Raw genomic sequence first — 23,448 nt, 5'->3', positions numbered from 1 at the left:
GTATTACAGACTGGTAATGACAAAAGAGGTTCTTCTATTTTGTTTTCTGTTGTTTTCAGTTTCGTTGTTTACAACGGGAGCAGTTTCGCCAAAGCCTTTATAAGCCATGCGTTCCGGTGCTATTTTCTGTGCGGTCAGGTAATCATAAACGGCCTTAGCCCGCATTAATGATAGTTTTTTGTTGTCAGCTTCATTACCTACATTATCGGTATGTCCCTGGATCTCAATGCTGATCCTGCTGTTGTTCTTTAGTAAATTCGACAATGTACTCAGCTCGGTGACTGAGGCAGGCAACAGCACATATTCGCTGGTATTAAAGAATATGTTTTTTAGCACTACATTGGTGCCGACCTTTAGCTTTTCAAGTGTGATCTGCAATAAAAAAGGAGTGTTGATGTAAGCTTCATTGAGCTGATAGTTTTCCGAATGAAATAAGTACCCGTCTGCACTTACATTGAAAAGGTAATTTCCGCCTATTGGCATTACAGCCAAAAATTCCCCGTTTTCAGCTGATGTAAAATCATCGTACTCTGTGTTTTTACTTTTCAGGTTTACCACCTGAACCCTTGCTTCTAAAAATTTACCGGTTTCTTTGTCTTTTACTATTCCCTTTACATAGGTAATCGGCATAGGTTTTTTATCGGCAGGCATTTTAAACTGATAGATGTCCATATCGCCGTACCCGCCTTTCAGGTTTGAGGAGAATAATCCTTCTGTTCCGTCTGGCGTTACGATCAGCCCTGTTTCTTCGTTAAATGTGTTGATGGGATAACCCAGGTTCTCAGGTACACCCCATTTGCCATTGTCACCGGTACGGCTTAGGAATATGTCTTTATTGCCCATTCCGGGCCAGCCATCTGATGAAAAGTAAAGTGTTCTTCCATCGGAATGGATAAAGGGGGTATGTTCATCGTAAGGGGTGTTGATCTCCGGACCAAGATTTTCGGGCCTGCTCCAATAGCCGTCACTTTTCAGCATGCTTTTCCAAATGTCATAGCCACCCTGTCCGCCCGGCCTGTTACTTACAAAGTATAAGGTGTTGCCATCAGGGCTAATTGTTGGCTGTGATTCCCAATAAGGAGTATTTAGCGGGGCACCCAGATTGAATGCTTCTCCCCAGCTGCTGCCTTCTTTGTGACTTACATAAATATCGCATCTGCCCAATCCATCTGGCCTATTACAGCCTGTAAAGAAAAGGTAACGGCCATCAGCCGAAATTGACTGCGCACCTTCATTAAATTTTTCAGTATTGATCTTGTTGCTTAATGGTACTGGAATACTCCACTTATTGCTTTTCTTTTCGGCGATATAGAAATCTTCGTTGTCATTGATGTTTCTGCTAAAGATCATTTTTTCGCCGTCTGCCGTAACAGAAGGAAAGTAGTCTCTGTATTTAGAATTGATGGCATCCCCCAGATTTACAGGTTCATATTTCTTCGGAGCTTTAATGGCCAGAATTGCAAATTCACAATCTTTTAAATATTTATTGGCCCTTCGGATGAAATCCGGATCTGTGCCTTTGTACTTATTCAAGAATAGCTTGATATTGTTCAGGCCATCAGCATAGTCGCCGGTATTGATGTCTGCCTCGGCCAGCCCATAGTACATTCTGGGGTCTGCATCTTTTCCTAATGCTATAGCACTTTTAAAGGCTGCCCTGGAAGCGTCATACGCTTTTATCCTTCTGTTAATGTCTCCGAGTTGTATAAAAGCAAACTGAAAATTTGGGTCCGCTTTTACGGCCTCAGCCAGCGCAGCTACAGCAAGGTTGTACTGGTCATTTTTTAAATGAGCCTGTGCCTTGTCAAAGCTGTTCTGGGCTTTCTTTACCGCTGAGGTTTGAGCGTTAACACTGCATGCGGCAAAGTATAAGAAGAACAGAAATAACAATTTCTTCATAAACGCTCGTATTAACGATTAGGTTAAATATAGCGAGAATAGGCAATAAATGCTATGGAATGTTTAAAAATTTGTGGGTCTGCAAAGAGATCTCCCATTTGGGGTTGGCCATTACGTAATCAATAATGAGCGGGGTGACATCTTTCGATTTTGACCATTCAGGCTGCAGGTACAGTTTGCAGTTGTCCGAAACGGTCTCTGCATATTTCTCTGCCCATTCAAAATCACTCTTATTGAAAACGATCACCTTCAGTTCATGCGCAAAAGGAGTGATGTCTGGTCTTGGCGCTTTAAACTTCTTTGGAGACAGGCAGATCCAGTCCCAGGTACCGGAAAGAGGATAGGCGCCGGAAGTTTCTATAAAGGTTTTGATCCCTTTTTTTTGCAGTTCGGTAGTCAGGTAGTCCATATTGTAGATCAGGGGCTCACCGCCCGTGATCACAACTGCTTTGCCCGGAAAGCTATCGGCTTTGGCTACAATATCATCCGCCGCGGTCAAAGGATGTAGCTCTGCATCCCAGCTTTCTTTGACATCACACCAGTGACAGCCCACATCACAGCCGCCTAAACGAATAAAATATGCTGCCTTTCCGGTATTGAAGCCTTCGCCCTGTATTGTGTAAAATTCTTCCATTAAAGGAAGCAATGTGCCGTCTTCCGGTATTTGATGTGCCATAATGAGGGCGCAAAGTTAAATAAAATAATGTAAGCGAGCGCTAAACCTCGTATATTGAACGTGTTTAATGACTAAGCAATGAAAAATTATTTGGAATGATCCGATGGCACAAGGTTGATAAACCAATTCCGGATGATGAGTTTGTAATGCAGGTGAACCTGGCCGGGAAAAAGCTTTGTCTGATCCGCCATCAGGAAAGAATATTTGCGGTGCAGAACACTTGCCCGCATGCCGGTGGCATCCTAAGCGGCGGCTGGTGTAAAAATGGTTACCTGGTTTGCCCGATCCATCGCTGGGAATACAGTTTGCAGACTGGAAGGGGTGCAGAAGGTCAGGGCGATTATATCGATACTTACCCTGTTGAAACCAGAGCTGACGGCGTTTATATAGGCATTAAAGAAAGCTTTTGGAAAAAACTTTGGAGCTAACCTTTATTTGTAAATTTCTTTCTTTGCCGATGACAGGGTATTCTTCAGCAAGCCGACAATCGTCATCAATCCTACACCACCGGGAACGGGGGTGATCCATGAAGAAATTGGTGCCACATTTTCAAAATCAACATCTCCATATAGCTTGTAACCCGATTTTGTAGTTTCGGAAGTCTCACGGTTCATACCCACATCGATTACAATCGCACCAGGTTTTACCATGTCTGCTGTTATGTGGTTCTTCCTGCCGATAGCGGCAATGACGATATCTCCCTGAAGGCTCATTTCTTTTAGATTCGCAGTTTTGCTATGGGTTAGTGTCACTGTGCAGTTGCCCGGATTGGCATTTCTGCCCATCAGGATACTCATCGGACTGCCTACGATATTGCTCCTGCCCACTACGACACAGTGTTTGCCTGTGGTGTCAATACCATATTCCTGCAGCATCAGCATGATGCCATAAGGGGTCGCCGGAACAAAACAAGGCAGGTTACGCATCATGCGGCCCAGGTTGATGGGATGGAAGCCATCCACATCTTTGCGGTGATCGATTGTTTCGGTTACCTTCTCCGGATCTATGTGTTTAGGAAGAGGAAGCTGAACTATAAGTCCGTCTACACCTGCATCTTGGTTAATTTCTTCTACCTTAGCCAGCAATTCGGCCTCGCTTACTGAATTATCGTACCTGATCAGTGAAGATTGAAAGCCAACCTTTTCACAATTTTTCATTTTGCTGGCCACATAGGTTTCGCTGCCACCATCATTGCCAACCAATATGGCGATTAAATGTGGTTTTCTTCCTGATGAAGCTAAAAAATCAGCGGCCTCGGCTGCTATGTCCTGTTTTATCTTTTCTGATATGATTTTTCCGTCGAGTAACTGCATTCTTAATCTAATTTCAGTACGGCCATAAATGCGGTCTGCGGGATTTCCACATTACCGACCTGGCGCATACGTTTCTTTCCTTGTTTTTGTTTTTCCAACAGCTTGCGTTTACGTGAAATATCACCGCCATAGCATTTAGCAGTAACATCTTTACGCAAGGCACTCAGCGTTTCCCGGGCAATAACTTTTGCACCAATAGATGCCTGGATCTTGATCTCGAATTGCTGTCTGGGAATCAATTCTCTTAGTTTTTCGCAGATTTTCTTTCCAAAATCGTAGGCATTGCTGCGGTGGATCAGGGAAGATAAAGCATCAACCGGTTCTTCATTTAACAGCATATCCAATCTGACAAGATCCGATTTGCGATAGCCGATCTGATGATAATCAAATGAAGCATAACCCTTGGAAATCGTTTTTAGTTTATCATAGAAGTCGAAAACGATCTCTCCCATAGGCATTTCAAATACAAGCTCCACACGATCAGAAGTCAGATAAGACTGATTGACGATAATTCCTCTTTTTTGGATACAAAGTGACATCACCGGACCGACGAACTCAGCTTTAGTAATGATATTTGCTTTGATATAAGGCTCTTCCACAGAATCAAGTTTACTCGGGTCCGGTAAATCTGATGGATTGTTTACGATAACTTCATCGCCCTTAGTGGTTCGTGCGATATAAGATACATTGGGCACGGTGGTAATCACCGTCATGTCGAATTCACGTTCCAGGCGCTCCTGGATAATCTCCATGTGCAGCATTCCAAGAAAGCCACAACGGAAACCGAAACCTAAAGCGGCAGAACTTTCCGGTTCAAAAACAATAGAAGCATCATTCAACTGCAGCTTATGCATCGCCTCACGTAACTCCTCAAACTCATCTGTATCAACGGGATAAATCCCGGCGAAAACCATTGGTTTAACTTCTTCAAAGCCTTGAATAGAGTCTAAAGATGGTCTGTCAACTGTAGTAATCGTATCACCAACTTTTACCTCACGGGCTTCTTTAATCCCTGAAATGATATAACCTACGTCACCGGTTTTAACTACGGCACGTGGCGCCATATCCAGTTTCAGGATACCAACTTCGTCCGCTAAATATTGTTTGCCTGTATTGATGAATTTAACCTTATCACCTTTTTTAATTTGGCCGTTTACTACTTTATAATAAGCGATAATTCCCCTGAAAGGATTAAAAACAGAGTCGAAAATCAGGGCTTGTAAAGGAGCCTCAGGGTCGCCAACCGGAGCAGGAACACGGTCTACTATAGCCTGAATGATATCCGGGATACCCAGGCCTGTTTTGCCTGATGCCGGAATGATATCCTCTCGTTTGCAGCCGATTAAATCAATAATCTGGTCTTTCACTTCTTCAGGCATTGCCCCTGGTAAATCCATTTTATTTAGAATCGGGATAATTTCCAGATCGTGCTCCAGAGCCAGGTATAAGTTGGAAATGGTTTGTGCCTGAATTCCCTGAGAAGCATCAACGATCAGCAGGGCACCTTCGCAGGCCGCAATGGAGCGTGAAACTTCGTAAGAAAAATCCACGTGGCCCGGTGTATCAATCAGGTTAAAATTGTATTCAATTTCACCAACCTTATAATTCATTTGTATGGCGTGGCTTTTGATTGTGATTCCACGCTCACGCTCCAGATCCATATTGTCCAGCAACTGCGCCTGAGCTTCGCGCGAGCTAATGGTTTTGGTGTATTCTAATAAACGGTCAGCCAGAGTGCTTTTCCCGTGGTCAATATGTGCAATTATGCAGAAATTACGTATATGCTTCATCAGTGGCGCAAAGATAAGATTTTATTCTACACTATTGGCCAGTTCAATTAAGGTTTTTACCGTACGGCTGTCCGTCACATCATAGCTGAATTCATCTGCAAGGGCGCCCATGTTCAGTTTTGGATTCCTGAATTCCATATGGCTTTTCACCGTTTTACGGGCAGAAGCATGAAACTCTCTGGCACCTGTCATCCTGATGAGCTCGGAAATATTTTGAGCGGATATGCCAGCGCCCGGCATGATACTGATTCGACGTCCGGCCTGATTGATCAGCGCGGCCAGAACTTCAGCACCCTGCAATGCCGAAGCTTCTCCACCGGAACTGAGAATGCGTTCGCAACCCAGTTCAATAATGTCTTCCAGTGCCTTAAACAGGTCATTGCTCATGTCAAAAGCCCGGTGAAAAGTTATACCCATAGGGCCGGCCAGGTTGATCAGCTGCCTGCACCGTGTGACATCCACTGTGCCGTCTGCTTTTAAAATACCGATAACTACCCCATTGCAGCCAAGCGACCTGCACATGGATATATCTGCCTTCATCAGCTCAAACTCCAGATCAGTATATAGAAAATCACCGCCCCTCGGCCTGATGATGGGGTAGATTTGTATATCCAGTATTTTTTTTGCCAGCGCAATCTGAGCATAACTGGGCGTAGTACCGCCCTCAGGTAAATTGTCACAAAGCTCAACACGTATTGCACCACCTTCCTGTGCCGCGAGTGCAGAACGCAGTGAGTTGGCGCATACTTCCATATTAATCATGATGAGACCCGCTTAATTTTAATAGTAACTTTTCCCGTCAACCAGCAAATCGTCTTTTTGCGCCGTGCAAACGGCGTAATTGAATCCTTTCTGGATCGCATACGCACCATAGTCACCTTTTTTATTTAAAGCGAGAAATCCTACCTGGATGTTTTTTGCAATATCCGGCTTCTTTTTTATGATCCTCATTACGGCCTCTTTGCAGGCGTCTTCAGGTGAACGGCCCTGCCGCATGAGTTCTACCACCAGAAAACTGCCCACGTTTCTGATCACTTCTTCACCTACACCGGTAGAAGTAGCGCCGCCAATTTCATTGTCTATATATAATCCTGCTCCGATAATTGGACTGTCGCCAACACGTCCATGCAGTTTATAGGCCATTCCACTGGTGGTGCAAGCGCCTGACAGATTTCCTTTCGCATCCAGTGCCAGCATTCCTATCGTATCATGATTGTATTGGTTTCCCGGCAATTTCCTGGGTGCAGCCTTGTCATACTTATTCTCAATATTCATCACCGGTTCGTATTTGCCTGTTTTAAGCCATTCTTTCCATGCTTTCTCACTTTCTTTAGTGAGCAGGTTTTCTTTTTTAAAACCATTTTCAAGCGCAAACTGCAACGCACCCTCGCCAACCAGCATGACATGCGGTGTTTTTTCCATCACTAATCTTGCCACTGAAATAGGGTGAACGATGTGTTCTATACCGGCAACCGAACCGCAGTTTCCAAATTCATCCATAATGCAGGCGTCAAGGGTCACGTGGCCGTCACGATCAGGAAATCCGCCATAGCCAACCGTCTGAATTTTAGGGTCGGCTTCGGGTACATGGACCCCTTGTTCTACCGCATCCAACGCCCTCCCTCCGGCAGACAATACCTTCCATGCTGCTTTATTTGCCGGAATTCCAAAATCCCAGGTTGAAATCACTACAGGCGAACCAGGACTGGGCTCCATGGTGAATGCCAGTGCATTTTTTTTATCAATAGCCAGCAATGAAGCCGATAGCGCAGACGCTTTTATAAATTTTCTACGGTTGAGCATTATTTAATAATTTTAAAATGATCAGCATCTCTTAAAAAAGGAAAGCTGCGCCGGGTTTTTACAAGTTCATCGTAATGGATACTGAATGTATACAGATCTTCATCCTCTGGTTTGTAATAAACTGTTTTCCCCATGGGATCTATGCATTGTGAGTGACCACTGTGATAAACCTCTTTACCATCGTGACCGACACGATTGGCTCCGATCACATAACTTTGATTTTCAATTGCCCGCGCAGGAATCAATGCATTCCAGTGTGCGGAACGTTTGTCAGGCCAGCTGGCGATCAGCAATAAAATATCATATTCTGTATTTTGGTTGCGTAGCCATACAGGAAAGCGGAGGTCGTAACAGATCGCAAGCCTGATCTTCCAGCCCTTCAGGTCAACGGTTACCTTTTCCTGACCAGGTGAATAATTCTTATCCTCATCGCCGAGGCCAAATAAGTGTCTTTTATCGTAATGACTGTGCGTGCCGTCGGGCAGCATCCAGATCATCCTGTTATAATATTGTCCGTTTTCTTTAATGATAAGGCTTCCTGTTAGTACGCAATCGTATTTTTGAGCGGTCTGAGCCATCCAAAGCATGGTTTTTCCGTTCATCTCCTCAGCCAGCGCTTCAGCATTCATACTAAAACCCGTGTTGAACATCTCGGGTAGAATGATCAGGTCCGTTTTTTCCTTGATGCCCATAGAAAGTCTCAAAGCAAGGTTCTGGAGGTTTTTGTCTATATTTTCCCAAAACAAATAAGCCTGGAAAATGGTAATCTTAAGATTATTGATGTTCAGGTAATTTGGTTGTTCCATATATTAATCTAAAGGGATGTAAAATTATAATTTCATTAACCTTTGAACGGCTTTTTCCAGCGTTTCTTGCTTTTTTGCAAAACAAAAGCGCAAAACGCTGTGGTCTGTATGCTTTGTATAAAAAGCAGAAACCGGTATGCTGGCTACCCCATAATCTCTTACCAGGCTGACAGCCATTTCATTATCTTTTTCATTACTCAAATGTGCGTAGCTGATGCATTGAAAGTAAGAACCATTACAAGGTAATAATTTAAATTTGGTTTCGCTTAGCAGAGATCTGAACAAGTCCCGCTTTTCCTGGAAAAATGCAGACAGACCAAGATAGGTTGAAGGGTCTTTCAGGTAATTCGCAATCCCCAGCTGCATAGGAGTGTTTACACTGAATACATTAAACTGGTGTACTTTTCTGAATTCCTTCATCAATCTCTCAGGCGCGAGGCAGTAGCCGAGCTTCCAGCCGGTAGTATGCAGCAGCTTACCAAAAGATGCCGTAATGAAGCTCCTTTCTCTCAGTTCGGGATATAAGGCGATGCTGTGGTGGGTCTGGCCATCAAAGATAATATGCTCATATACCTCATCACTCAGGATCAGGATATCCGTATTCCTGGTCAGTCTGATCAGTGCCTTAATGTCTTTTTCAGACAAAATACATCCCGTAGGGTTTTGCGGACTATTTAAAATGATCATTTTGGTATTGGCAGAGAACAGTTTCCGGACCATTTCCCAGTCGATCTCATAGTTGGGCGGCGCAAGTTCATACGGTTTTACCAATCCCCCAAGCAGTTTTACAGCAGGAGCATAGCTGTCGTAGGCAGGCTCAAAAATGATGACTTCGTCGCCCGGACTAATACTTGCGCCCAAAGCTGTAAATATCGCTTGCGTGCCGCCAGCAGTAATGGTGACTTCGGTATCCGGGTCGTAAGGTGCCCCGTACAGGTGGTGTGCTTTTTCGGCAATAAGTTCCCTTAATGCAGGAAGCCCCGGCATTGGTGCATATTGGTTAAAGCCCTTTTTCATGGCCTTGGTAACCTCGGTAATGAGTTTGGGATCACATGGATAATCAGGGAAACCCTGAGACAAGTTGATGGCCTTATACTCTTCGGCCAACTTGGACATCACCGTGAAAATGGTGGTGCCTACACCGGGTAATTTGGATTGTATTGATATCATACCGGGCTAAAATAGAAATAATATTTATCCCGTTATATCAGAATATTTTAATAATTTCAGCCTGCTATGAGTTTCAAAACAAAGGAAAGTAAACTGTTATTGGTTTTGGGGGCTTTTTTCGTTGCCAATGCCATTCTTTCAGAATTTATTGGGGTCAAAATATTTACTGTGGAAGGCACCCTTGGCATTAAAAAATTTGACATCGATCTGCTCGGAGTACCCAACCTTTCTTTCAACATGTCTGCCGGTGTGCTGACCTGGCCCATTATCTTCATCATGACGGATATTATCAATGAGTATTTTGGGGTCAGGCAGGTTCGTTATCTTTCTATACTCACAGCAGTTCTCATTTCCTATGCATTTATTGTAGTTGGAGGTGCCATGCATTTAACTCCGTCAGATTTCTGGATCAGGCAAAATATCAACGGCGAAGCCATTAACATGAACAATGCATTCGCCGGTGTTTTCGGCCAGGGCATGTGGATTATAGTAGGCTCTATTGTTGCATTTATCATAGGCCAGGTCGCTGATGTAATGATCTTTCACAGAATTAAAAGGATCACTGGCGAAAGAGCGTTATGGCTCAGGGCCACGGGGTCTACACTGGTATCTCAATTTATCGATAGCTTTGTAGTTATTTTTATCGCTTTTTACCTCAACCCCCAATACCACTGGAGCTGGCAAATGGTTGCGGCGATAGGATTAGTAAACTACACTTATAAATTTGTGGTAGCCGTATTAATGACGCCCATCCTATACCTGGTACACGGCCTGATAGACGGTTATCTGGGCAAAGACCTTTCACAAAGAATGATCAAAATGGCAGGCAGAAAATAATTCTAGGCAGGCAGGATTTTTTTAACATGATCTATCAGATAATCAAGATCAAAGGGCTTACTGATAAAATCATCTGCACAAGCTTCTTCCAATACTGCTTTTTCTGCTGCATGAGCAGACATGATAATGATTTTGATCTCATGCGTTTCTATATCGGATTTTAGATTACGGCAAAGTTCTATTCCATTTCCGTCCGGAAGCATGACATCCAAAAGTATCAGATCTGGCCGGAGATGGGTCATGTATGCGCTAAACTCTTTTGCAGTAGCTGATGATTCAACCCGATATCCTGATTCAATAAGTATATATTCAACAATAAACCTAATGTCATCATCATCTTCTACAACATGTATAAGTTTATCCATAGCCTGATAGTCTTCGTTTTAAAAAACAACCAACGAAGGCATAAAAGGTTTTTGAAATAAAAGCATAAAAGACCAAAACGGCAATGAGATGTAAATAATGCCGTGTTATTTATAAAATAATATATATTTGGCTTATAAATTAAAAAACATGGAAAAATGTACGGGCTAATGTTTTGGCAGATTCCATTGAACTAAAAAACAAAACAACATGGAAACCGCGTAAGCGGCTTTCATTCATCTAAAAAACAAAACAAAAAAACATGGAAAAATTTTCAAAAGTGAAAGAATTATTGGCTTCTGTAGAGGCTGATGCTGAAAAATTTTATAGTGCAGGCAACAACGCTGCCGGAACGAGAGTGCGTAAAGCGATGCAGGACCTGAAAGTGCTTGCACAGGAAATCCGTGCTGAAGTTACTGATAAGAAAAACAGCGGTAAATAATTTTTCAATCTAATAAGAGTAAAGTAGTGGCTTTTACCGGCCGCTACTTTATTTTCCTTCCATATATGCCCTATACACCTTCTTCTTCGCGATATAACAACATGCAATACCGTCGCTGCGGTAAAAGCGGATTAAAGCTTTCTGCAGTATCCTTAGGTCTCTGGCACAATTTCGGTCATGTTGACCAATTGGAAAATTGCGCTGAAATATTAAAACTTGCATTTGACAGTGGTATTACTCATTTCGACCTTGCCAATAACTATGGCCCGCCTCCGGGTTCAGCTGAAGAGAATTTTGGCAGGTTGATGAAGCGGGATTTTCAGGGGTACAGAGATGAAATGATCATTTCCACAAAAGCAGGTTATACCATGTGGGATGGACCTTATGGCGACTGGGGTTCTAAAAAATACCTGGTATCAAGTCTGGATCAGAGTCTCAAAAGAATGGAACTGGACTACGTGGATATCTTTTATCACCACAGGCCTGATCCTGATACCCCTCTTGAAGAAACGATGTCAGCGCTGGACCTGATTGTTCGTCAGGGGAAAGCGTTATACGCAGGGATATCCAATTATAAACCGGCAGAGGCAGCTCAAGCGATTCAGTTGCTTAAAGAACTTGGTACGCCATGTGTGATCCACCAACCCAAGTACTCAATGTACGAGCGCTGGGTGGAGGATGGGCTGCTGGATTTGCTCGGCAATGAAGGTGTGGGCTGTATCCCTTTCTCCCCATTGGCACAGGGACTGCTTACTGATAAATATTTAAAAGGGATTCCTGCAGATTCAAGAGCAGCAAAACCACACGGATTTTTACAGTCAGATCAGATTACAGAAGCCGTACTGCAACAGTTGAACCAATTGAATACAATTGCTCAGGGCAGGGGACAAAAATTGGCTCAAATGGCTCTTTCCTGGATCCTTCGTGATGACAGGATAACATCTGTACTGGTTGGTGCCAGCAGGCCAGAACAGTTGGCAGATTCCCTGAAATGTTTGAATAATATTGATTTTAGTGATTCCGAACTGAAGGATATTGATCGCATTTTATCAAATTCTTAATCAAGATTATGGACTCACAGTTTACTTTACCGGTACTGAATGCCGAAGAGATCAGGGTACTGGGCGTACTGATGGAGAAGTCCAGGACTACACCAGAGTATTATCCGATGACCATTAATGCCATTACTGCTGCCTGCAACCAAAAGACTTCGCGAAAACCAGTGGTCCAGTATGATGAACAGACAGTTACACTTACCCTTGATACTTTAAAGCGCAGAAGCCTGATCTCTACGGCCACTGGCGGAGCGAGCAGGGTAGTGAAATACAAACATAATTTTGCAATAGTCTTCCCGGTATTACCTTCAGAAGTTGCGGTTATTGGCCTTCTGATGCTTAGAGGGGCACAAACTCCTGGTGAGATCAATACCAATTCCGGAAGACTTTATGAATTTGAATCTCTTGAAGAAGTACAGTCTGTACTCGAAAAACTTGCCGGTCCGGAATCTGCGTATGTCATGCAATTGCCAAAAAGGGCCGGACAAAAAGAAACCCGGTACATTCATCTTTTAGGGGGAGTACCTGATTTAACCCGGGAAGAACCAGATGACGAGCACTACAGCCGGCCGGCCAGCGACCTGGAACAGCGCCTCGCCAGGGTAGAGGAAGAGCTGGCTGCCATGCGTGCTGATTTCGATAAACTGATGAAAGAATTGACGGGTTAAGGTTTGACCGTTTTAACGGTGTCTTTTTTTTCCAAAACAACTGCTTTTTTTTCTTCTTTAGGTTCAGATGCCCTTAGTCTCATTTTGGGTTCACTGCAAGCGGTCAACAATAAAATTAATGAAAGCACTGATATAGTTTTTTTCATAAGTTCTGACTAAATGGTTATTATAGTCAAAAATATACACAAAATTATATATGTTTCGGTTTTTGCAAATAATTGACATATCTATGGCTATAGTACCAATACACGCAGCGCTTTCAATCCGCTTAGTCCCTGCAGATCTTCGAGTTCGAGGTCTTCTGTGTCCGCATGTAAAACACCTGTTTCCTGCAAGTATTTCACAAAAGGAAGGTAATCTTCAATATCCCTCCTGTTAAAATAGATCAAAGCAAGCTTATCCGGCTGTGTCAGTCTTTCCTGCGAGCCCCTTATTAATACCTTGTCTATCCTTTTTTTGATCATCTGGTACCTGATGTTGTACGCTCCTTCTACATCAAACTTTCGTTCGTCTGCCCTGAAGCTGATGTCAATGGTATGATTGTGTATGAAAATCAATTGTGTTGTTGACAGCTTAACAGGCAGATCAGGCAAGAGTTGTTTCATCATTTTAACTACATGGGTCATTGAAGAAAGTTGCCAGAGCCGGAGATTTTTAAGGTGAAAATTGCTAAACGGTCTATCCGGGGCAATGGACTGACCAATATAAATATCATATTCTACGCCATCAGTCCTGAATTTTTCGAAATAACACGGATAAGTCAATTGCAGTTTTTCTTTTTCCGCCTCAAAATAATTGTTGATGGCGGTGTTGATCATCTGCATCGAAACTTCCAGAGCCTGCCTGTTTTTGTAGACCTCTCCGTTGCCTGACGACATGATCTCCAAATATTTTTGAATCATTTCTTTTGCCCTTGGCTGGGTTTGGGCTACGTGACGCAGGTATTCAGTAGTTTCTTCCTTTAAAAATATGTTCAGATTATTTTCTTCCGTGGTATTGAGCTCTCCCTCTTTCAGGATCCCATTCCATTTTTTGCAATTGAACAACATTTCTTCAATTAATGAGGATTGATCATGGGATCTTAGAGACAGCAAAGTTTCCTCCAGCATACTCAGGTGTAATCCCAGGTCTGCTTTGCTGGCACTGTTTCTTTCTGCAGTAGAATTTCGAATGTCTATGGCTCCATAAAAAGGGTATACATTGTTGAAACCAATACTTTCATTCCTTGCCGGCAGGTGTTTTTTCTTGTCGTGCAGGTGATGCCACGCAGCCTCATTAAATTTCCACTGTACCGACGGCTGAATAGAAGTATATTTTTCTTTAATTATATTTTCAATTTCCAGGTTGAACTCGTCAATATAAACCTGCAGCAGCTGCGCTATCGGATTCAATGCCGGTTCCAGAAGAGATAATGTTGTTTCGTCAAAAGCTTCACCTGACCAGGTGTGCATGCCGAGTACACCAACTACCGCATGGTCATAAAATACGGGTATAAGGGCAAGAGACCTGACACCGAGAGCTATGAATTTGTCCAGCCAGGGAAACATTTCCTTGCTTTCTGCCAAAATATCGGGAGAATAGAAAGAGTTGGGATTTGCGGCATAACCTTCTGCATATTGCTGAAAAGTTTCAGGACTGAGGGTTTGCTCTCCCCAGACAGAAAACAATACACCGCTACCGCCCTTTACATATCCGTAAACCATTTTATTGTTGACTTTTACAAAGGGGAAAAGGTCAAAATGGATATTGTTGTTTTGTACCAGGGTTTTTAGTGATTGGATCACTTCAGCATAAGATGCCTCTTCGGCACCCGGGCTCCGTGTAAGCCTTACTTTTTTTATATTTTCAACAGCATGCAAGGCGGTTACATCGGATACTGTAAGCACTGAAATGCCCCGAAATTCAAAAAGACTTAAAGGCAGCAGATGCTGAAGTGTATCAAGCCCCGATTCATCTGAGAGGTATTGTTGTAACTCTCTGATGGTCAATTGCGGCAGCTCTTCTTTAGCCTTTACGTCAATAAAGTCGGTGTTGATCTGTACGTGGAAAAATTCCTGCAGACCAGTATCAGTTTTTATGCCTGTATGAAACTGGTGTGTTTTGACCGGAGGCTGAAAATTGTACAGTTTTTTAAGTATAAACGAATACAAAAGCTGCAGGCGTTCTTTATAATGTTCTTCAGGAGTTTTTGATATCACATAAGCATTGTGATCATGGTTTTTGGTTTCGAGTAAATGGTACATCAGATCGGTACCATAAAAGGTAATGGGCTGGACAGGAAAACATAATCCCCAGGCAAGTGTGTCTTCGGTTGCAAGCGTAGGAGACAGACAGGCATACATGTGCTCAAGCAGCAGCTCAAACTTATAGATGTTATCCAGCGAAATATCTTCCTCATCTGAAATTTGCGCTTCAAATTCCTGGAGTGCGTTTTTATAAAGGAATGCTTTAACAGTATTTTCTTCCTTGACTTTTCTCCTTAAATACTCAATAAAGGGTACAAAAGAGATTGCGGAATCCACTTCAATAGGACACCCCTTACTTTCAGAAAGATCAAGTATGGTCTTTTTCATATCTCTTTATACAATTCTGTTTCTATGTTAGACGTACACATTAACGATTTGTAACGCTACAATCAAAATAACCATATAAAGATATAAAATAACCTGTTACCAATCATCAGGGGCTAAGGTCACCATTCTTTAATTTTTCCTCTTCTTTTTGAGCCTGAAGCTTTTCTTTTTTCAGATCAATGCGGATAAGGTTGTAAATGCTCATGTAAACATTAGCGATCCACACGATTGAAAAGCCGGCAATAAAATACCCCCTCCAGTCGGGGTAGAGTAAAGTATATTTGCTAATGAACAATACCAGGACGGTTACATAATGACTGAAGCAGTATTCGCAGGTGAAAAGATAAAAGAATTTCCTTTCAAAAATATACCGACAGGTTTTGGACTTGTTGACGCAGTACTCCCTTATTTCCTTAAACACTTCTTCCTTTGTTACCGTCCATGCAATGCAGGCGACAGGAAGAGCCAAAATAAACATCCAGTAAACATGTGGTTCCATTAAATATAATTTAGAGTTAGAACAAAATACAAAGGGCTTTGTTTATGAATAAAAATTAGACGTTATTGTAAAATATCTTCTAACACCAGGAATAAATGAAAAGAAGCAAACACAATTTTTTTGAGCATATTTCCACCAAAATTACCAATTGGACAGGCAGTCCTGTGGCTTTTGGTGTAGCCTCATTGGTCATTATCGTTTGGGTGATTACGGGCCCTATATTCAATTATTCTGATACGTGGCAGCTGGTGATCAATACCGGCACTACCATCATTACATTCCTGATGGTCTTTTTGATTCAAAAATCACAAAATAAGGATTCAAAAGCGATACAGCTGAAACTGAACGAGTTGATTGCAGCAAGCAGGCACGCCAGTAACAGGATGGTGGATATAGAAGACCTTACAGAATCTGAACTCGATGTGCTGCACAAGTATTATGAAAAACTGGCTGAGATCTCAGAGAAAGATGAAGATATTCATAAATCACACTCTATTGATGCTGCGGAGGACCTGCACAAGATAAAGAGTACTAAAAAATCATTTGATTAAGTTTACCCTTCTTCGTCGAGGTATATTTTATGCACCAGGAATTTGACCTTAGGGAGCGGTTCCAGCAGCTCTTCAATATCTTCTGAATGAATGGGGTAAATCGTCTCGTCTGAATCCGGGATTTCAGAGTCTGGTATCAGTTCAAAAAATTTAACAGAAAGGTCTGTTTCCAATTCTACCAGTTTGACATATTTAACCCCATCTTTTTTCCAGTCATTCCAGATTTTTGCATTGAACTGCACATACGGATTGTCGTTAACGTTTTCCATCGGGTAAAGCTAATCAAAACCATTAGTGTGCAAAAGGGGTTATTGAATTATAAATCAGAAGTTATGGAAAACGACAGCGAAATTGTCAGCGATCTGAAAGGATTGATAAATATCCTGAATGACGGAAAAGAAGGCTATGAAACGGCCAGTGAAAATACAGACAGTATTGAATTAAAAGGTGTTTTTTTAAAATTTTCGGCCCAGAGGGCGGGCTATGCCATGGAATTGAAAGACCACATCGCACAGCATGGAGGTGACTCCGATAACGAAACCGGGGGGCTGCTGGGGGCGATACACCGCACCTGGATCGAGATTAAACAAGCCTTGAGTATTAAAGAAGATGTTGCCATTCTAAGTGCTGTAGAAACAGGCGAAAACGAGGCGTTGGATAAGTATGACCAGCTTATAGTTGATCCCGAAACACACGCAGATCATTTGAATCTGCTGAAAACGCAGCGGGCGGGCATAGCTGATGCATTGAGAGAAATTCAGCGTTTGCGCCAGCAGTTTGAACAAAGGTAAATATGCCTATCTTGCAACTTTTATTGTAAGAAAGCCATGTTTAAGAAAATAGTTATTATCGTTGCTGTCATATTCGCCGTGTTAATTGCGGCTGCTGTAGCCGTTCCTTTATTTTTTAAAAAGGAAATTAATGCAAAGATCAAATCATCGATCAATGAAAGCGTCAATGCGAAAGTTGATTTTAAAGATCTTGATCTAAGTCTGATCAGCACTTTTCCTGATTTAGGAATTAAGATTAATAACCTGACTGTTGTTGGTGTGGATAGTTTTGCCAAAGACACACTCGCAAACATCAAACAGCTGCAATTGAATGTCAATCTGATGAGTGTAGTCAAGGGAGACACTTACCAGATTAATTCTATTAATCTGGATCAACCAACTATTTTAGCTAAAGTTTTAAAAAGCGGAAAAGCAAACTGGGACATCGCAAAGCCTGACAGTTTAACTTCCCCAGATGCCGATACGGCTAAAGCCAACTTTAAAGTGGCATTGCAGAAATATGCGATTGAAAAAGGAAATGTAATCTATGATGATGCTTCATTAGACTTTTTCATGCAGATGGAAAACCTGAATCACTCGGGTAAGGGTGACTTTACAGAAGATCTGTTTAAGTTGCAGACCTTGTCAGATATAGAAAAACTGACGGTTAAATATGGTGGCATTCCATATCTCAATAAGGTAGAGTTAAACGCGGCGCTGCCCATTGACATGGATATGAAAAACATGAAATTCAGCTTTGCGGAGAATAAAATTCAGTTAAATGAATTGTTATTGTCGGCTGTGGGCTATCTGTCCATGCCTAATGAAACAGACATAGTGATGGACTTTAAGTTTGACGCAAAGCAGTCCGAACTTAAGAACTTCCTCTCGCTGATCCCTGCAATTTATGCAAGCAATTTTAAAGATATGGAAGCGACCGGTAAATTTGCGATGGATGGTACAGCCAAGGGAACCTATAATGAAAAATCACTTCCGGCTTTTCATGTAAACCTTTCGATAGAAAACGGTAAAATCAAATATCCTTCCTTGCCTTCGGCAATTAATAACATCCGGGTTAAATCTCAGATCAGTAACCTGGACGGAATAATAGACCATACCGTAGTAAACGTGCCGGCTTTCCATTTGGAATTTGGTGTGGCACCTATAGATGGACGGTTGTTACTTAAAAATCCCGTCACGGATCCTTTTGTCGATCTGGCATTAAAAGGCAAGCTGGATTTGAAACAATTGACGGCCATCTTTCCAATGAAAGACATGACTTTGAGCGGTATTCTGGATGCCGATGTGCAGGCCGCCGGGCGGAAGTCAGCAATTGACAATGGGCGGTATGAAGCGTTTAAGGCGTCGGGACAGATGCTGGCCGGCAATTTCAACTACTCAGGAAAAAATGTACCCATGCCGGTAAGCATATCATCTGCAAAAATGAATTTTAGCCCGAAAAATATCATCCTGTCCGGACTAACAGCTAAGGTCGGAAGAAGTGACTTTAAGGCAAATGGATCTGTAAATAATTACCTGAGCTATTTCTTTAAAAAGAACCAGGCTTTACAGGGAAATTTCAATGTATCATCAGGATTGATTGATGTCAATGAATTGGTTGGTACTCCGGAGAAGGGGGAAAAGGGAGTGAAAAGCGATGCGAAGCTTTCCGTGTTTGAGGTTCCCGGAAACATAGATTTTAATCTTACGGCAAACGCCGGCCGTATTTTATATGATAATTACGATATCAGTAATGCAAAGGGTACGTTGGTTGTAAAAGATAAAACCATATACTTTAAAGATATGGGCATGAATATGCTGGATGGTAAAATCAATATGAATGGTTCTTACGCAACGATTGATCCTAAAAAACCTAAGGTCGACATAGATTTTGGCATTGAAAAAATGGACATTCAAAAAGCATTCAATGCATTTAATACTGTTAAATTGCTCGCTCCTGTAGCTAAATTTGCGAAGGGCGTTTTTTCTACCAATCTGAAGTTTAATTCAGACCTTGATGAGCACATGATGCCGGTGTATTCGTCGATTAATGCAGCAGGACTAACGAATATCATCCAGGCGGTACTCGATGGATTTGAGCCACTGAATAAGCTTGCTTCTGCATTAAGCGCTGATAAATTTAAGAAGCTGGAACTGAACAATGTACTTACTAAGTTCAGGATTGAAAACGGCCGGTTAAATGTATCCCCGTTTGACATAAAGAAAGAAGGTATAGTCATGAACGTCCAGGGGTCAAACGGCCTGGATCAGAGTATCGATTATCAATTGGGTTTAAATGTGCCCCGGGCATTGCTTGGTGCCAAAGCCAATCAGACAGCAAATGCCTTCATCTCCAAGCTAAACAACAAAGCGGGGACAAGTGTGGCGCTCAGTGAAACTATAAAAGTGAATGCGACGCTGGGTGGTACCATATTGAAACCTACCATCAGCTTGAAGTACGCCGCAGGTGATGCTAAAACAGAAGCTAAAACTATGGCCAGTCAGGTCATTTCCGAGAAAAAGGAAGAACTTAAGGCCGTTGTGCAGGCTAAAGCAGATACACTTAAGACCCAGGCAACGGAAAAGGTAAAAAGCGCGTTGTCTGATAAACTGAAAGGTCTCTTTAAGAAGAAGGAATAAAGCGCTTACCAACTGCTTCCCGCACCGCCTCCACCCGAAGAACCCCCGCTGCTTGATGAACTGCTGCCCGACGAACTTCCGGAAGAAGAGGAGGAACTGCTCGACGTAGATATTTTTGGTATGATAAACTGTTCATGGGTCTCTTTTCCGCAATTCGCGCAGCCAAAATAGTCGTATCCGTAGCCCTGACTGGACGTGGTGGCCGGTTCTATTGTTTCACGTCTTGAAAATAATGCAGTAATGAAATGACATTGTGTACATTCCCTGGCTTTTGATTTCAAATTACTGTAATCCAGAATTTTGTTTAATCCGCAATCTTTGCACACCCATACATCATAGTCAACCGAAAGGATTTCCTCCTCTTTTGCCTGTCCCTTTGATAGAAATTCATCATCCTTTGCCTCGTTCGTTAAAATCATTATCCTTCCGCAATGCTCACAATTGATGTTTTCATACCTCAATGATTCCAATCGATCCTGATGTTTTTTCCAGAACAGCCACAAGAAAGGAAAAGCAAATACCTTTACTACCCATTCCATAGACGCAAAAGTGTTGCGCCGCATCAGATACTGTTCATGCTGGTTTCCCGCTTTAAATGAAGGTGCTGATATCCAGTTGAGTAAGAAGATATGAATATGAGTATAGATCAGCAGAAAGATATAGGCGATCATTAATGCCCTGAGATTATGCCAGGAAACCGGATAATTAAGATTCAGGTGAACGACAAAAAGAACCGGCGCTATGAAAATAAACAAAATGATCAGAATTCTCAGACTCGCTTTTTTGACAAGGGCAATTCCTGTTATGATCGAGATTACAAAGTAGATCACAGCTAAAATCAATGAATAAACATCACCTGGCTCCTGACTGTTATAGGCGAGATCCGTATCTGTCAGGCTTTGCAGAGACTCCGGCGGCACTATCGTTAACTCCTGCGAACCCGTTGTGTCGGGCGAATTGGGAGCCGGACTGGAAGTGAGATGGCTAATTACTGCATCAACTCCTTGTTTAACAGCGCTGTTAAAGTCATTTAGCTTTGCGTATGGGATCATATATTGCTGCTGGATCCGGTAGCAGATTACATCAGGAAGAACACCCTCAAGGCCATAACCTGTTTCAAACTCAATCCGTTTCTGATCCTGAACAATCAGGATCAGCAGACCATTATTGGTTTCTTTGTCTCCGATCTTCCAGGTATTGAATAACTCATGCGCAACTTCTTTTGGAACGAGTTCTCCGATGGTTTTTACAAATACGACATCAATGTGTGCAGTCCCTGCCTGATCAAGGGCACTTAACTTTGCATTGAGACCAGAAACAGTTTCCGGGCTAAGCAACTGATCCGGATTACTTACATAAGTTTCATTGAGCTTTTTGGGGTCCGGAATGCCCGAGATCCTTTCTTTTTGAGATTTCTGATCACATCCTGTCATCAGCAACACGATACAAACGAACAAGAAGAGCGATGACTTTTTCATAATTATAAAGGCAATTTAATGATTGAATTTTATATTTGTGTATGGATCAACAAATGTTTGAAAAAGTAGACCTTTATATCAGCCAGTTGCTGGCGCCTGAAGATGAAGTTCTTCAGCAGACGATAAAGTCACTGGATGAAGCTGATATGCCACAAATCAGCGTCACCGCAAACCAGGGAAAATTTTTGCAGGTCATTGCATTAATGTGCAATGCTAAAAAAATACTGGAGCTTGGAACTCTCGGCGGGTATAGTACAATATGGATGGCCAGGGCACTTCCTGCAGGTGGCAAGATCGTTACAGTTGAGTTCGATCCCCATCATGCCAGTATTGCCCGGAAAAATATAGAAAATGCGGGACTTTTGGAGAAGGTGGATTTACGCGTTGGAAAAGCATCTGAAGTGATGGAGCAGCTCAAAGAGTCCGGTGAAACAAACTTTGATCTGATATTTATCGACGCCGATAAACCGCCTTATAAAGAATATTTTGAAGCTGCGCTAGATCTGGCAAGACCAGGAGCAGTGATTATCTGTGACAACGTGATCAGAGAAGGAAAAGTGTTGGACGAGAATAGCAGCGATGACCGGGTAGCAGGAGTAAGGCGTCTAAACCAGGTGCTGTCTGAAAATACGAAAGTTACTGCCACCATATTGCAAACCGTAGGAGCTAAGGAATACGATGGGATGGCAATAGCTTTCGTAAATAAATAAACCAGCGCTATAAAGTAGCCATGTCAATTACAAACCGGTAACGGACATCTCCCTTTATCATTCGATCATAAGCAGTTTGAATATCTTTCATATCAATCATTTCTATGTCCGAGACAATGTTGTTCTCCGCACAGTAATCCAGCATTTCCTGGGTTTCGGCAATACCGCCAATACCAGATCCCGCCAGGCTTTTACGACCGCCGAGTAAACTAAATGCAGCCACTTGCGCCGGTTCAGGTGGCACGCCTACACAAATCATAGTGCCATTGGTTCTGAGTAAAGAGAGGTACATGTTAAAATCGTGGGGAGCAGACACCGTGTCCAGTATAAAATCAAATGTACCTCCGGCTGCCTTTACCTGGTCAGGATCTGTGGTCACTACGAAATGATGGGCGCCAAGTTTTCGCGCATCTTCCTCTTTTTTAGGTGAGGTACTGAGTACGGTTACCTCGGCACCAAAAGCCACTCCAAATTTAACCGCCATATGGCCAAGTCCGCCCAGGCCCAATACCGCAAGCTTATGACCTTTACCTACCTTCCAGTATCTCAGTGGTGAGTAGGTGGTAATACCAGCGCACAATAAGGGGGCTACAGCTGCGAGGTTCAGTTTATCTGATATGTGCAGCACAAACTCTTCTCTGACAACAATGGTGTTTGAATAGCCGCCATATGTGGGCGTTTTACCGTCCCGTTCAAAACCGTTGTAAGTTGGTGTATTGCCTTCCAGGCAGTACTGTTCGAGGTCTTGTTTACAGTTTTCACAGACCTGACAGGAATCAACCATACATCCTGTGCCAGCCAGGTCACCCACTTTAAAGTTTTTTACATGATTACCTACCTTAGTCACACGGCCAACGATCTCATGACCGGGAACCATCGGGAATATTCCGGGAAACCAGTCATTTTTGATCTGGTGCAGGTCCGAGTGGCAAACGCCGCAAAATAAAATGTCAAATTGTACATCGTGAGGCCCTACTTCACGTCTTTCAAAATTCCAGGGAGCCAGATTCGTTTCGGGGCTTTGCGCCGCGTATGCTTTTGCTGCTATCATAATATGCTAATTATTGATGTAAAAATAAATGAAACCCGAAGCAAAGCATTGTAAAATTCAAACGATTAATTACAAGAATCAAACCTTCGGGATGGAATAAGCCAAAAATTATTGTTTGGCAACCCTCTTTTCTGCCATTAGTTTTTTGATCACCTCTTGTAATTCTGCCGGATTTTTGGCGTACTTTTCAAGATCTATGAGCTCTACCTTCCTGAAATCTACAGGATGGCTTTCGCTTTGAAGGGAAATGCTGCCGCCTTTTATGAGCGCACCTTCTTCGGCTCCGCCAACGGGGTCAGACTGTGGTCTTTCATACCGTAAAACCTCTTCACCATTCACATAATGCACCACTAA

25 protein-coding genes are annotated in these 23,448 nt (G+C 42.6%); 9 read left to right on the top strand and 16 right to left on the bottom strand.

Annotation, left to right across the window (positions count from 1 at the left end; genetic code table 11):
- Window positions 1-3: 3 nt before the first annotated feature.
- The gene (locus tag VK541_RS20060; RefSeq protein ID WP_324372225.1) at window positions 4-1,899 is read right to left on the bottom strand and encodes an OmpA family protein; all 1,896 of its coding nucleotides are present in this window, start codon (window positions 1,897-1,899) and stop codon (window positions 4-6) included.
- A gap of 52 nt (window positions 1,900-1,951) precedes the next feature.
- Complete coding sequence (locus VK541_RS20055; protein ID WP_324372223.1) at window positions 1,952-2,575, bottom strand: 7-carboxy-7-deazaguanine synthase QueE; 624 nt, start codon at window positions 2,573-2,575, stop codon at window positions 1,952-1,954.
- Window positions 2,576-2,670: 95 nt separating this feature from the next.
- Between VK541_RS20055 and VK541_RS20050 the strand changes: the two genes are divergently transcribed.
- Window positions 2,671-3,003, top strand: a complete 333-nt coding sequence (locus VK541_RS20050) for a Rieske (2Fe-2S) protein (protein WP_324372222.1) — start codon at window positions 2,671-2,673, stop codon at window positions 3,001-3,003.
- A 3-nt stretch (window positions 3,004-3,006) separates the two neighbouring features.
- Here VK541_RS20050 and VK541_RS20045 read toward each other — a convergent pair whose 3' ends face one another.
- Genes VK541_RS20045 through VK541_RS20020 form a run of 6 tightly spaced genes read right to left on the bottom strand, consistent with a single transcriptional unit; the run spans window position 3,007 to window position 9,457 of the window.
- Window positions 3,007-3,888 carry a bifunctional 5,10-methylenetetrahydrofolate dehydrogenase/5,10-methenyltetrahydrofolate cyclohydrolase gene (locus VK541_RS20045; protein WP_324372221.1) on the bottom strand — a complete coding sequence of 294 codons (882 nt, stop codon included), beginning with the start codon at window positions 3,886-3,888 and terminating at the stop codon, window positions 3,007-3,009.
- 2 nt (window positions 3,889-3,890) lie between these two features.
- A complete protein-coding gene (lepA, locus tag VK541_RS20040; protein WP_324372219.1) occupies window positions 3,891-5,678 on the bottom strand; it encodes a translation elongation factor 4 in 1,788 nt (595 codons plus the stop codon).
- A gap of 21 nt (window positions 5,679-5,699) precedes the next feature.
- Window positions 5,700-6,440, bottom strand: coding sequence for a copper homeostasis protein CutC (locus VK541_RS20035; protein WP_324372217.1), 741 nt, complete (start codon window positions 6,438-6,440; stop codon window positions 5,700-5,702).
- Between the two features lie 18 nt (window positions 6,441-6,458).
- Complete coding sequence (locus VK541_RS20030) at window positions 6,459-7,481, bottom strand: N(4)-(beta-N-acetylglucosaminyl)-L-asparaginase (protein WP_324372216.1); 1,023 nt, start codon at window positions 7,479-7,481, stop codon at window positions 6,459-6,461.
- Window positions 7,481-8,287, bottom strand: coding sequence for a nitrilase family protein (locus VK541_RS20025; protein WP_324372215.1), 807 nt, complete (start codon window positions 8,285-8,287; stop codon window positions 7,481-7,483). Before VK541_RS20025 ends, VK541_RS20030 begins: the two co-directional genes overlap by 1 nt.
- Before the next feature lie 24 nt (window positions 8,288-8,311).
- The gene (locus VK541_RS20020) at window positions 8,312-9,457 is read right to left on the bottom strand and encodes a methionine aminotransferase (RefSeq protein ID WP_324372213.1); all 1,146 of its coding nucleotides are present in this window, start codon (window positions 9,455-9,457) and stop codon (window positions 8,312-8,314) included.
- A 66-nt stretch (window positions 9,458-9,523) separates the two neighbouring features.
- Here VK541_RS20020 and VK541_RS20015 point away from each other — a divergent pair, with 66 nt between their 5' ends.
- Complete coding sequence (locus tag VK541_RS20015) at window positions 9,524-10,294, top strand: queuosine precursor transporter (protein ID WP_324372212.1); 771 nt, start codon at window positions 9,524-9,526, stop codon at window positions 10,292-10,294.
- 2 nt (window positions 10,295-10,296) lie between these two features.
- Here the strand turns inward: VK541_RS20015 and VK541_RS20010 are convergent, their stop codons facing one another.
- On the bottom strand, window positions 10,297-10,659 hold the full coding sequence (locus VK541_RS20010; RefSeq protein WP_324372211.1) for a response regulator: 363 nt from the start codon (window positions 10,657-10,659) through the stop codon (window positions 10,297-10,299).
- Between the two features lie 260 nt (window positions 10,660-10,919).
- Between VK541_RS20010 and VK541_RS20005 the strand changes: the two genes are divergently transcribed.
- The 3 genes from VK541_RS20005 to VK541_RS19995 all read left to right on the top strand — a co-directional run bounded on the left by VK541_RS20005 (window position 10,920) and on the right by VK541_RS19995 (window position 12,822).
- Window positions 10,920-11,099: a histone H1 gene (locus VK541_RS20005; RefSeq protein WP_285056497.1), complete on the top strand. Its 180-nt coding sequence runs from the start codon at window positions 10,920-10,922 to the stop codon at window positions 11,097-11,099.
- 65 nt (window positions 11,100-11,164) lie between these two features.
- Window positions 11,165-12,160, top strand: a complete 996-nt coding sequence (gene mgrA, locus VK541_RS20000; RefSeq protein ID WP_324372252.1) for an L-glyceraldehyde 3-phosphate reductase — start codon at window positions 11,165-11,167, stop codon at window positions 12,158-12,160.
- A gap of 8 nt (window positions 12,161-12,168) precedes the next feature.
- Window positions 12,169-12,822 carry a YceH family protein gene (locus VK541_RS19995; RefSeq protein ID WP_324372210.1) on the top strand — a complete coding sequence of 218 codons (654 nt, stop codon included), beginning with the start codon at window positions 12,169-12,171 and terminating at the stop codon, window positions 12,820-12,822.
- Here VK541_RS19995 and VK541_RS19990 read toward each other — a convergent pair.
- The 3 genes from VK541_RS19990 to VK541_RS19980 all read right to left on the bottom strand — a co-directional run bounded on the left by VK541_RS19990 (window position 12,819) and on the right by VK541_RS19980 (window position 15,894).
- Window positions 12,819-12,968 carry a lipoprotein gene (locus tag VK541_RS19990; protein ID WP_324372209.1) on the bottom strand — a complete coding sequence of 50 codons (150 nt, stop codon included), beginning with the start codon at window positions 12,966-12,968 and terminating at the stop codon, window positions 12,819-12,821. The two genes, VK541_RS19995 and VK541_RS19990, sit on opposite strands and share 4 nt — an antisense overlap.
- Before the next feature lie 87 nt (window positions 12,969-13,055).
- Window positions 13,056-15,395 carry a GAF domain-containing protein gene (locus VK541_RS19985; protein WP_324372208.1) on the bottom strand — a complete coding sequence of 780 codons (2,340 nt, stop codon included), beginning with the start codon at window positions 15,393-15,395 and terminating at the stop codon, window positions 13,056-13,058.
- Between the two features lie 106 nt (window positions 15,396-15,501).
- Window positions 15,502-15,894 (bottom strand): hypothetical protein, encoded by a 393-nt coding sequence (locus VK541_RS19980; RefSeq protein WP_324372207.1) that lies wholly within the window; start codon window positions 15,892-15,894, stop codon window positions 15,502-15,504.
- A gap of 95 nt (window positions 15,895-15,989) precedes the next feature.
- Between VK541_RS19980 and VK541_RS19975 the strand changes: the two genes are divergently transcribed.
- On the top strand, window positions 15,990-16,445 hold the full coding sequence (locus tag VK541_RS19975) for a low affinity iron permease family protein (RefSeq protein ID WP_324372205.1): 456 nt from the start codon (window positions 15,990-15,992) through the stop codon (window positions 16,443-16,445).
- 2 nt (window positions 16,446-16,447) lie between these two features.
- On the opposite strand, the gene VK541_RS19970 is transcribed toward VK541_RS19975, so the two are convergent.
- Window positions 16,448-16,714 (bottom strand): hypothetical protein, encoded by a 267-nt coding sequence (locus tag VK541_RS19970; RefSeq protein WP_324372204.1) that lies wholly within the window; start codon window positions 16,712-16,714, stop codon window positions 16,448-16,450.
- Between the two features lie 63 nt (window positions 16,715-16,777).
- Here VK541_RS19970 and VK541_RS19965 point away from each other — a divergent pair, with 63 nt between their 5' ends.
- Window positions 16,778-17,236, top strand: a complete 459-nt coding sequence (locus tag VK541_RS19965; RefSeq protein ID WP_324372203.1) for a PA2169 family four-helix-bundle protein — start codon at window positions 16,778-16,780, stop codon at window positions 17,234-17,236.
- A 36-nt stretch (window positions 17,237-17,272) separates the two neighbouring features.
- Window positions 17,273-19,855 (top strand): AsmA-like C-terminal region-containing protein, encoded by a 2,583-nt coding sequence (locus VK541_RS19960; RefSeq protein WP_324372202.1) that lies wholly within the window; start codon window positions 17,273-17,275, stop codon window positions 19,853-19,855.
- A 5-nt stretch (window positions 19,856-19,860) separates the two neighbouring features.
- On the opposite strand, the gene VK541_RS19955 is transcribed toward VK541_RS19960, so the two are convergent.
- Window positions 19,861-21,333: a TPM domain-containing protein gene (locus VK541_RS19955; protein ID WP_324372201.1), complete on the bottom strand. Its 1,473-nt coding sequence runs from the start codon at window positions 21,331-21,333 to the stop codon at window positions 19,861-19,863.
- Window positions 21,334-21,374: 41 nt separating this feature from the next.
- On the opposite strand from VK541_RS19955, the gene VK541_RS19950 reads away from it, so the two are divergent.
- Entirely contained in the window at window positions 21,375-22,043 is a 669-nt protein-coding gene (locus tag VK541_RS19950) for an O-methyltransferase (RefSeq protein ID WP_324372199.1), read from the top strand.
- A 7-nt stretch (window positions 22,044-22,050) separates the two neighbouring features.
- Here the strand turns inward: VK541_RS19950 and VK541_RS19945 are convergent, their stop codons facing one another.
- Together VK541_RS19945 and VK541_RS19940 are read right to left on the bottom strand one after the other, a co-directional pair.
- A complete protein-coding gene (locus VK541_RS19945; protein ID WP_324372198.1) occupies window positions 22,051-23,094 on the bottom strand; it encodes an NAD(P)-dependent alcohol dehydrogenase in 1,044 nt (347 codons plus the stop codon).
- 108 nt (window positions 23,095-23,202) lie between these two features.
- Window positions 23,203-23,448: family 16 glycoside hydrolase (locus VK541_RS19940; protein ID WP_414692632.1), on the bottom strand; the 246-nt coding region annotated here is incomplete at its 5' end.

This window comes from Pedobacter sp., assembly GCF_035317785.1.
Classification (GTDB): domain Bacteria; phylum Bacteroidota; class Bacteroidia; order Sphingobacteriales; family Sphingobacteriaceae; genus Pedobacter.
Note: the sequence above shows the minus strand (reverse complement) of the source record. Positions and strands in the feature narration are given on the sequence as shown.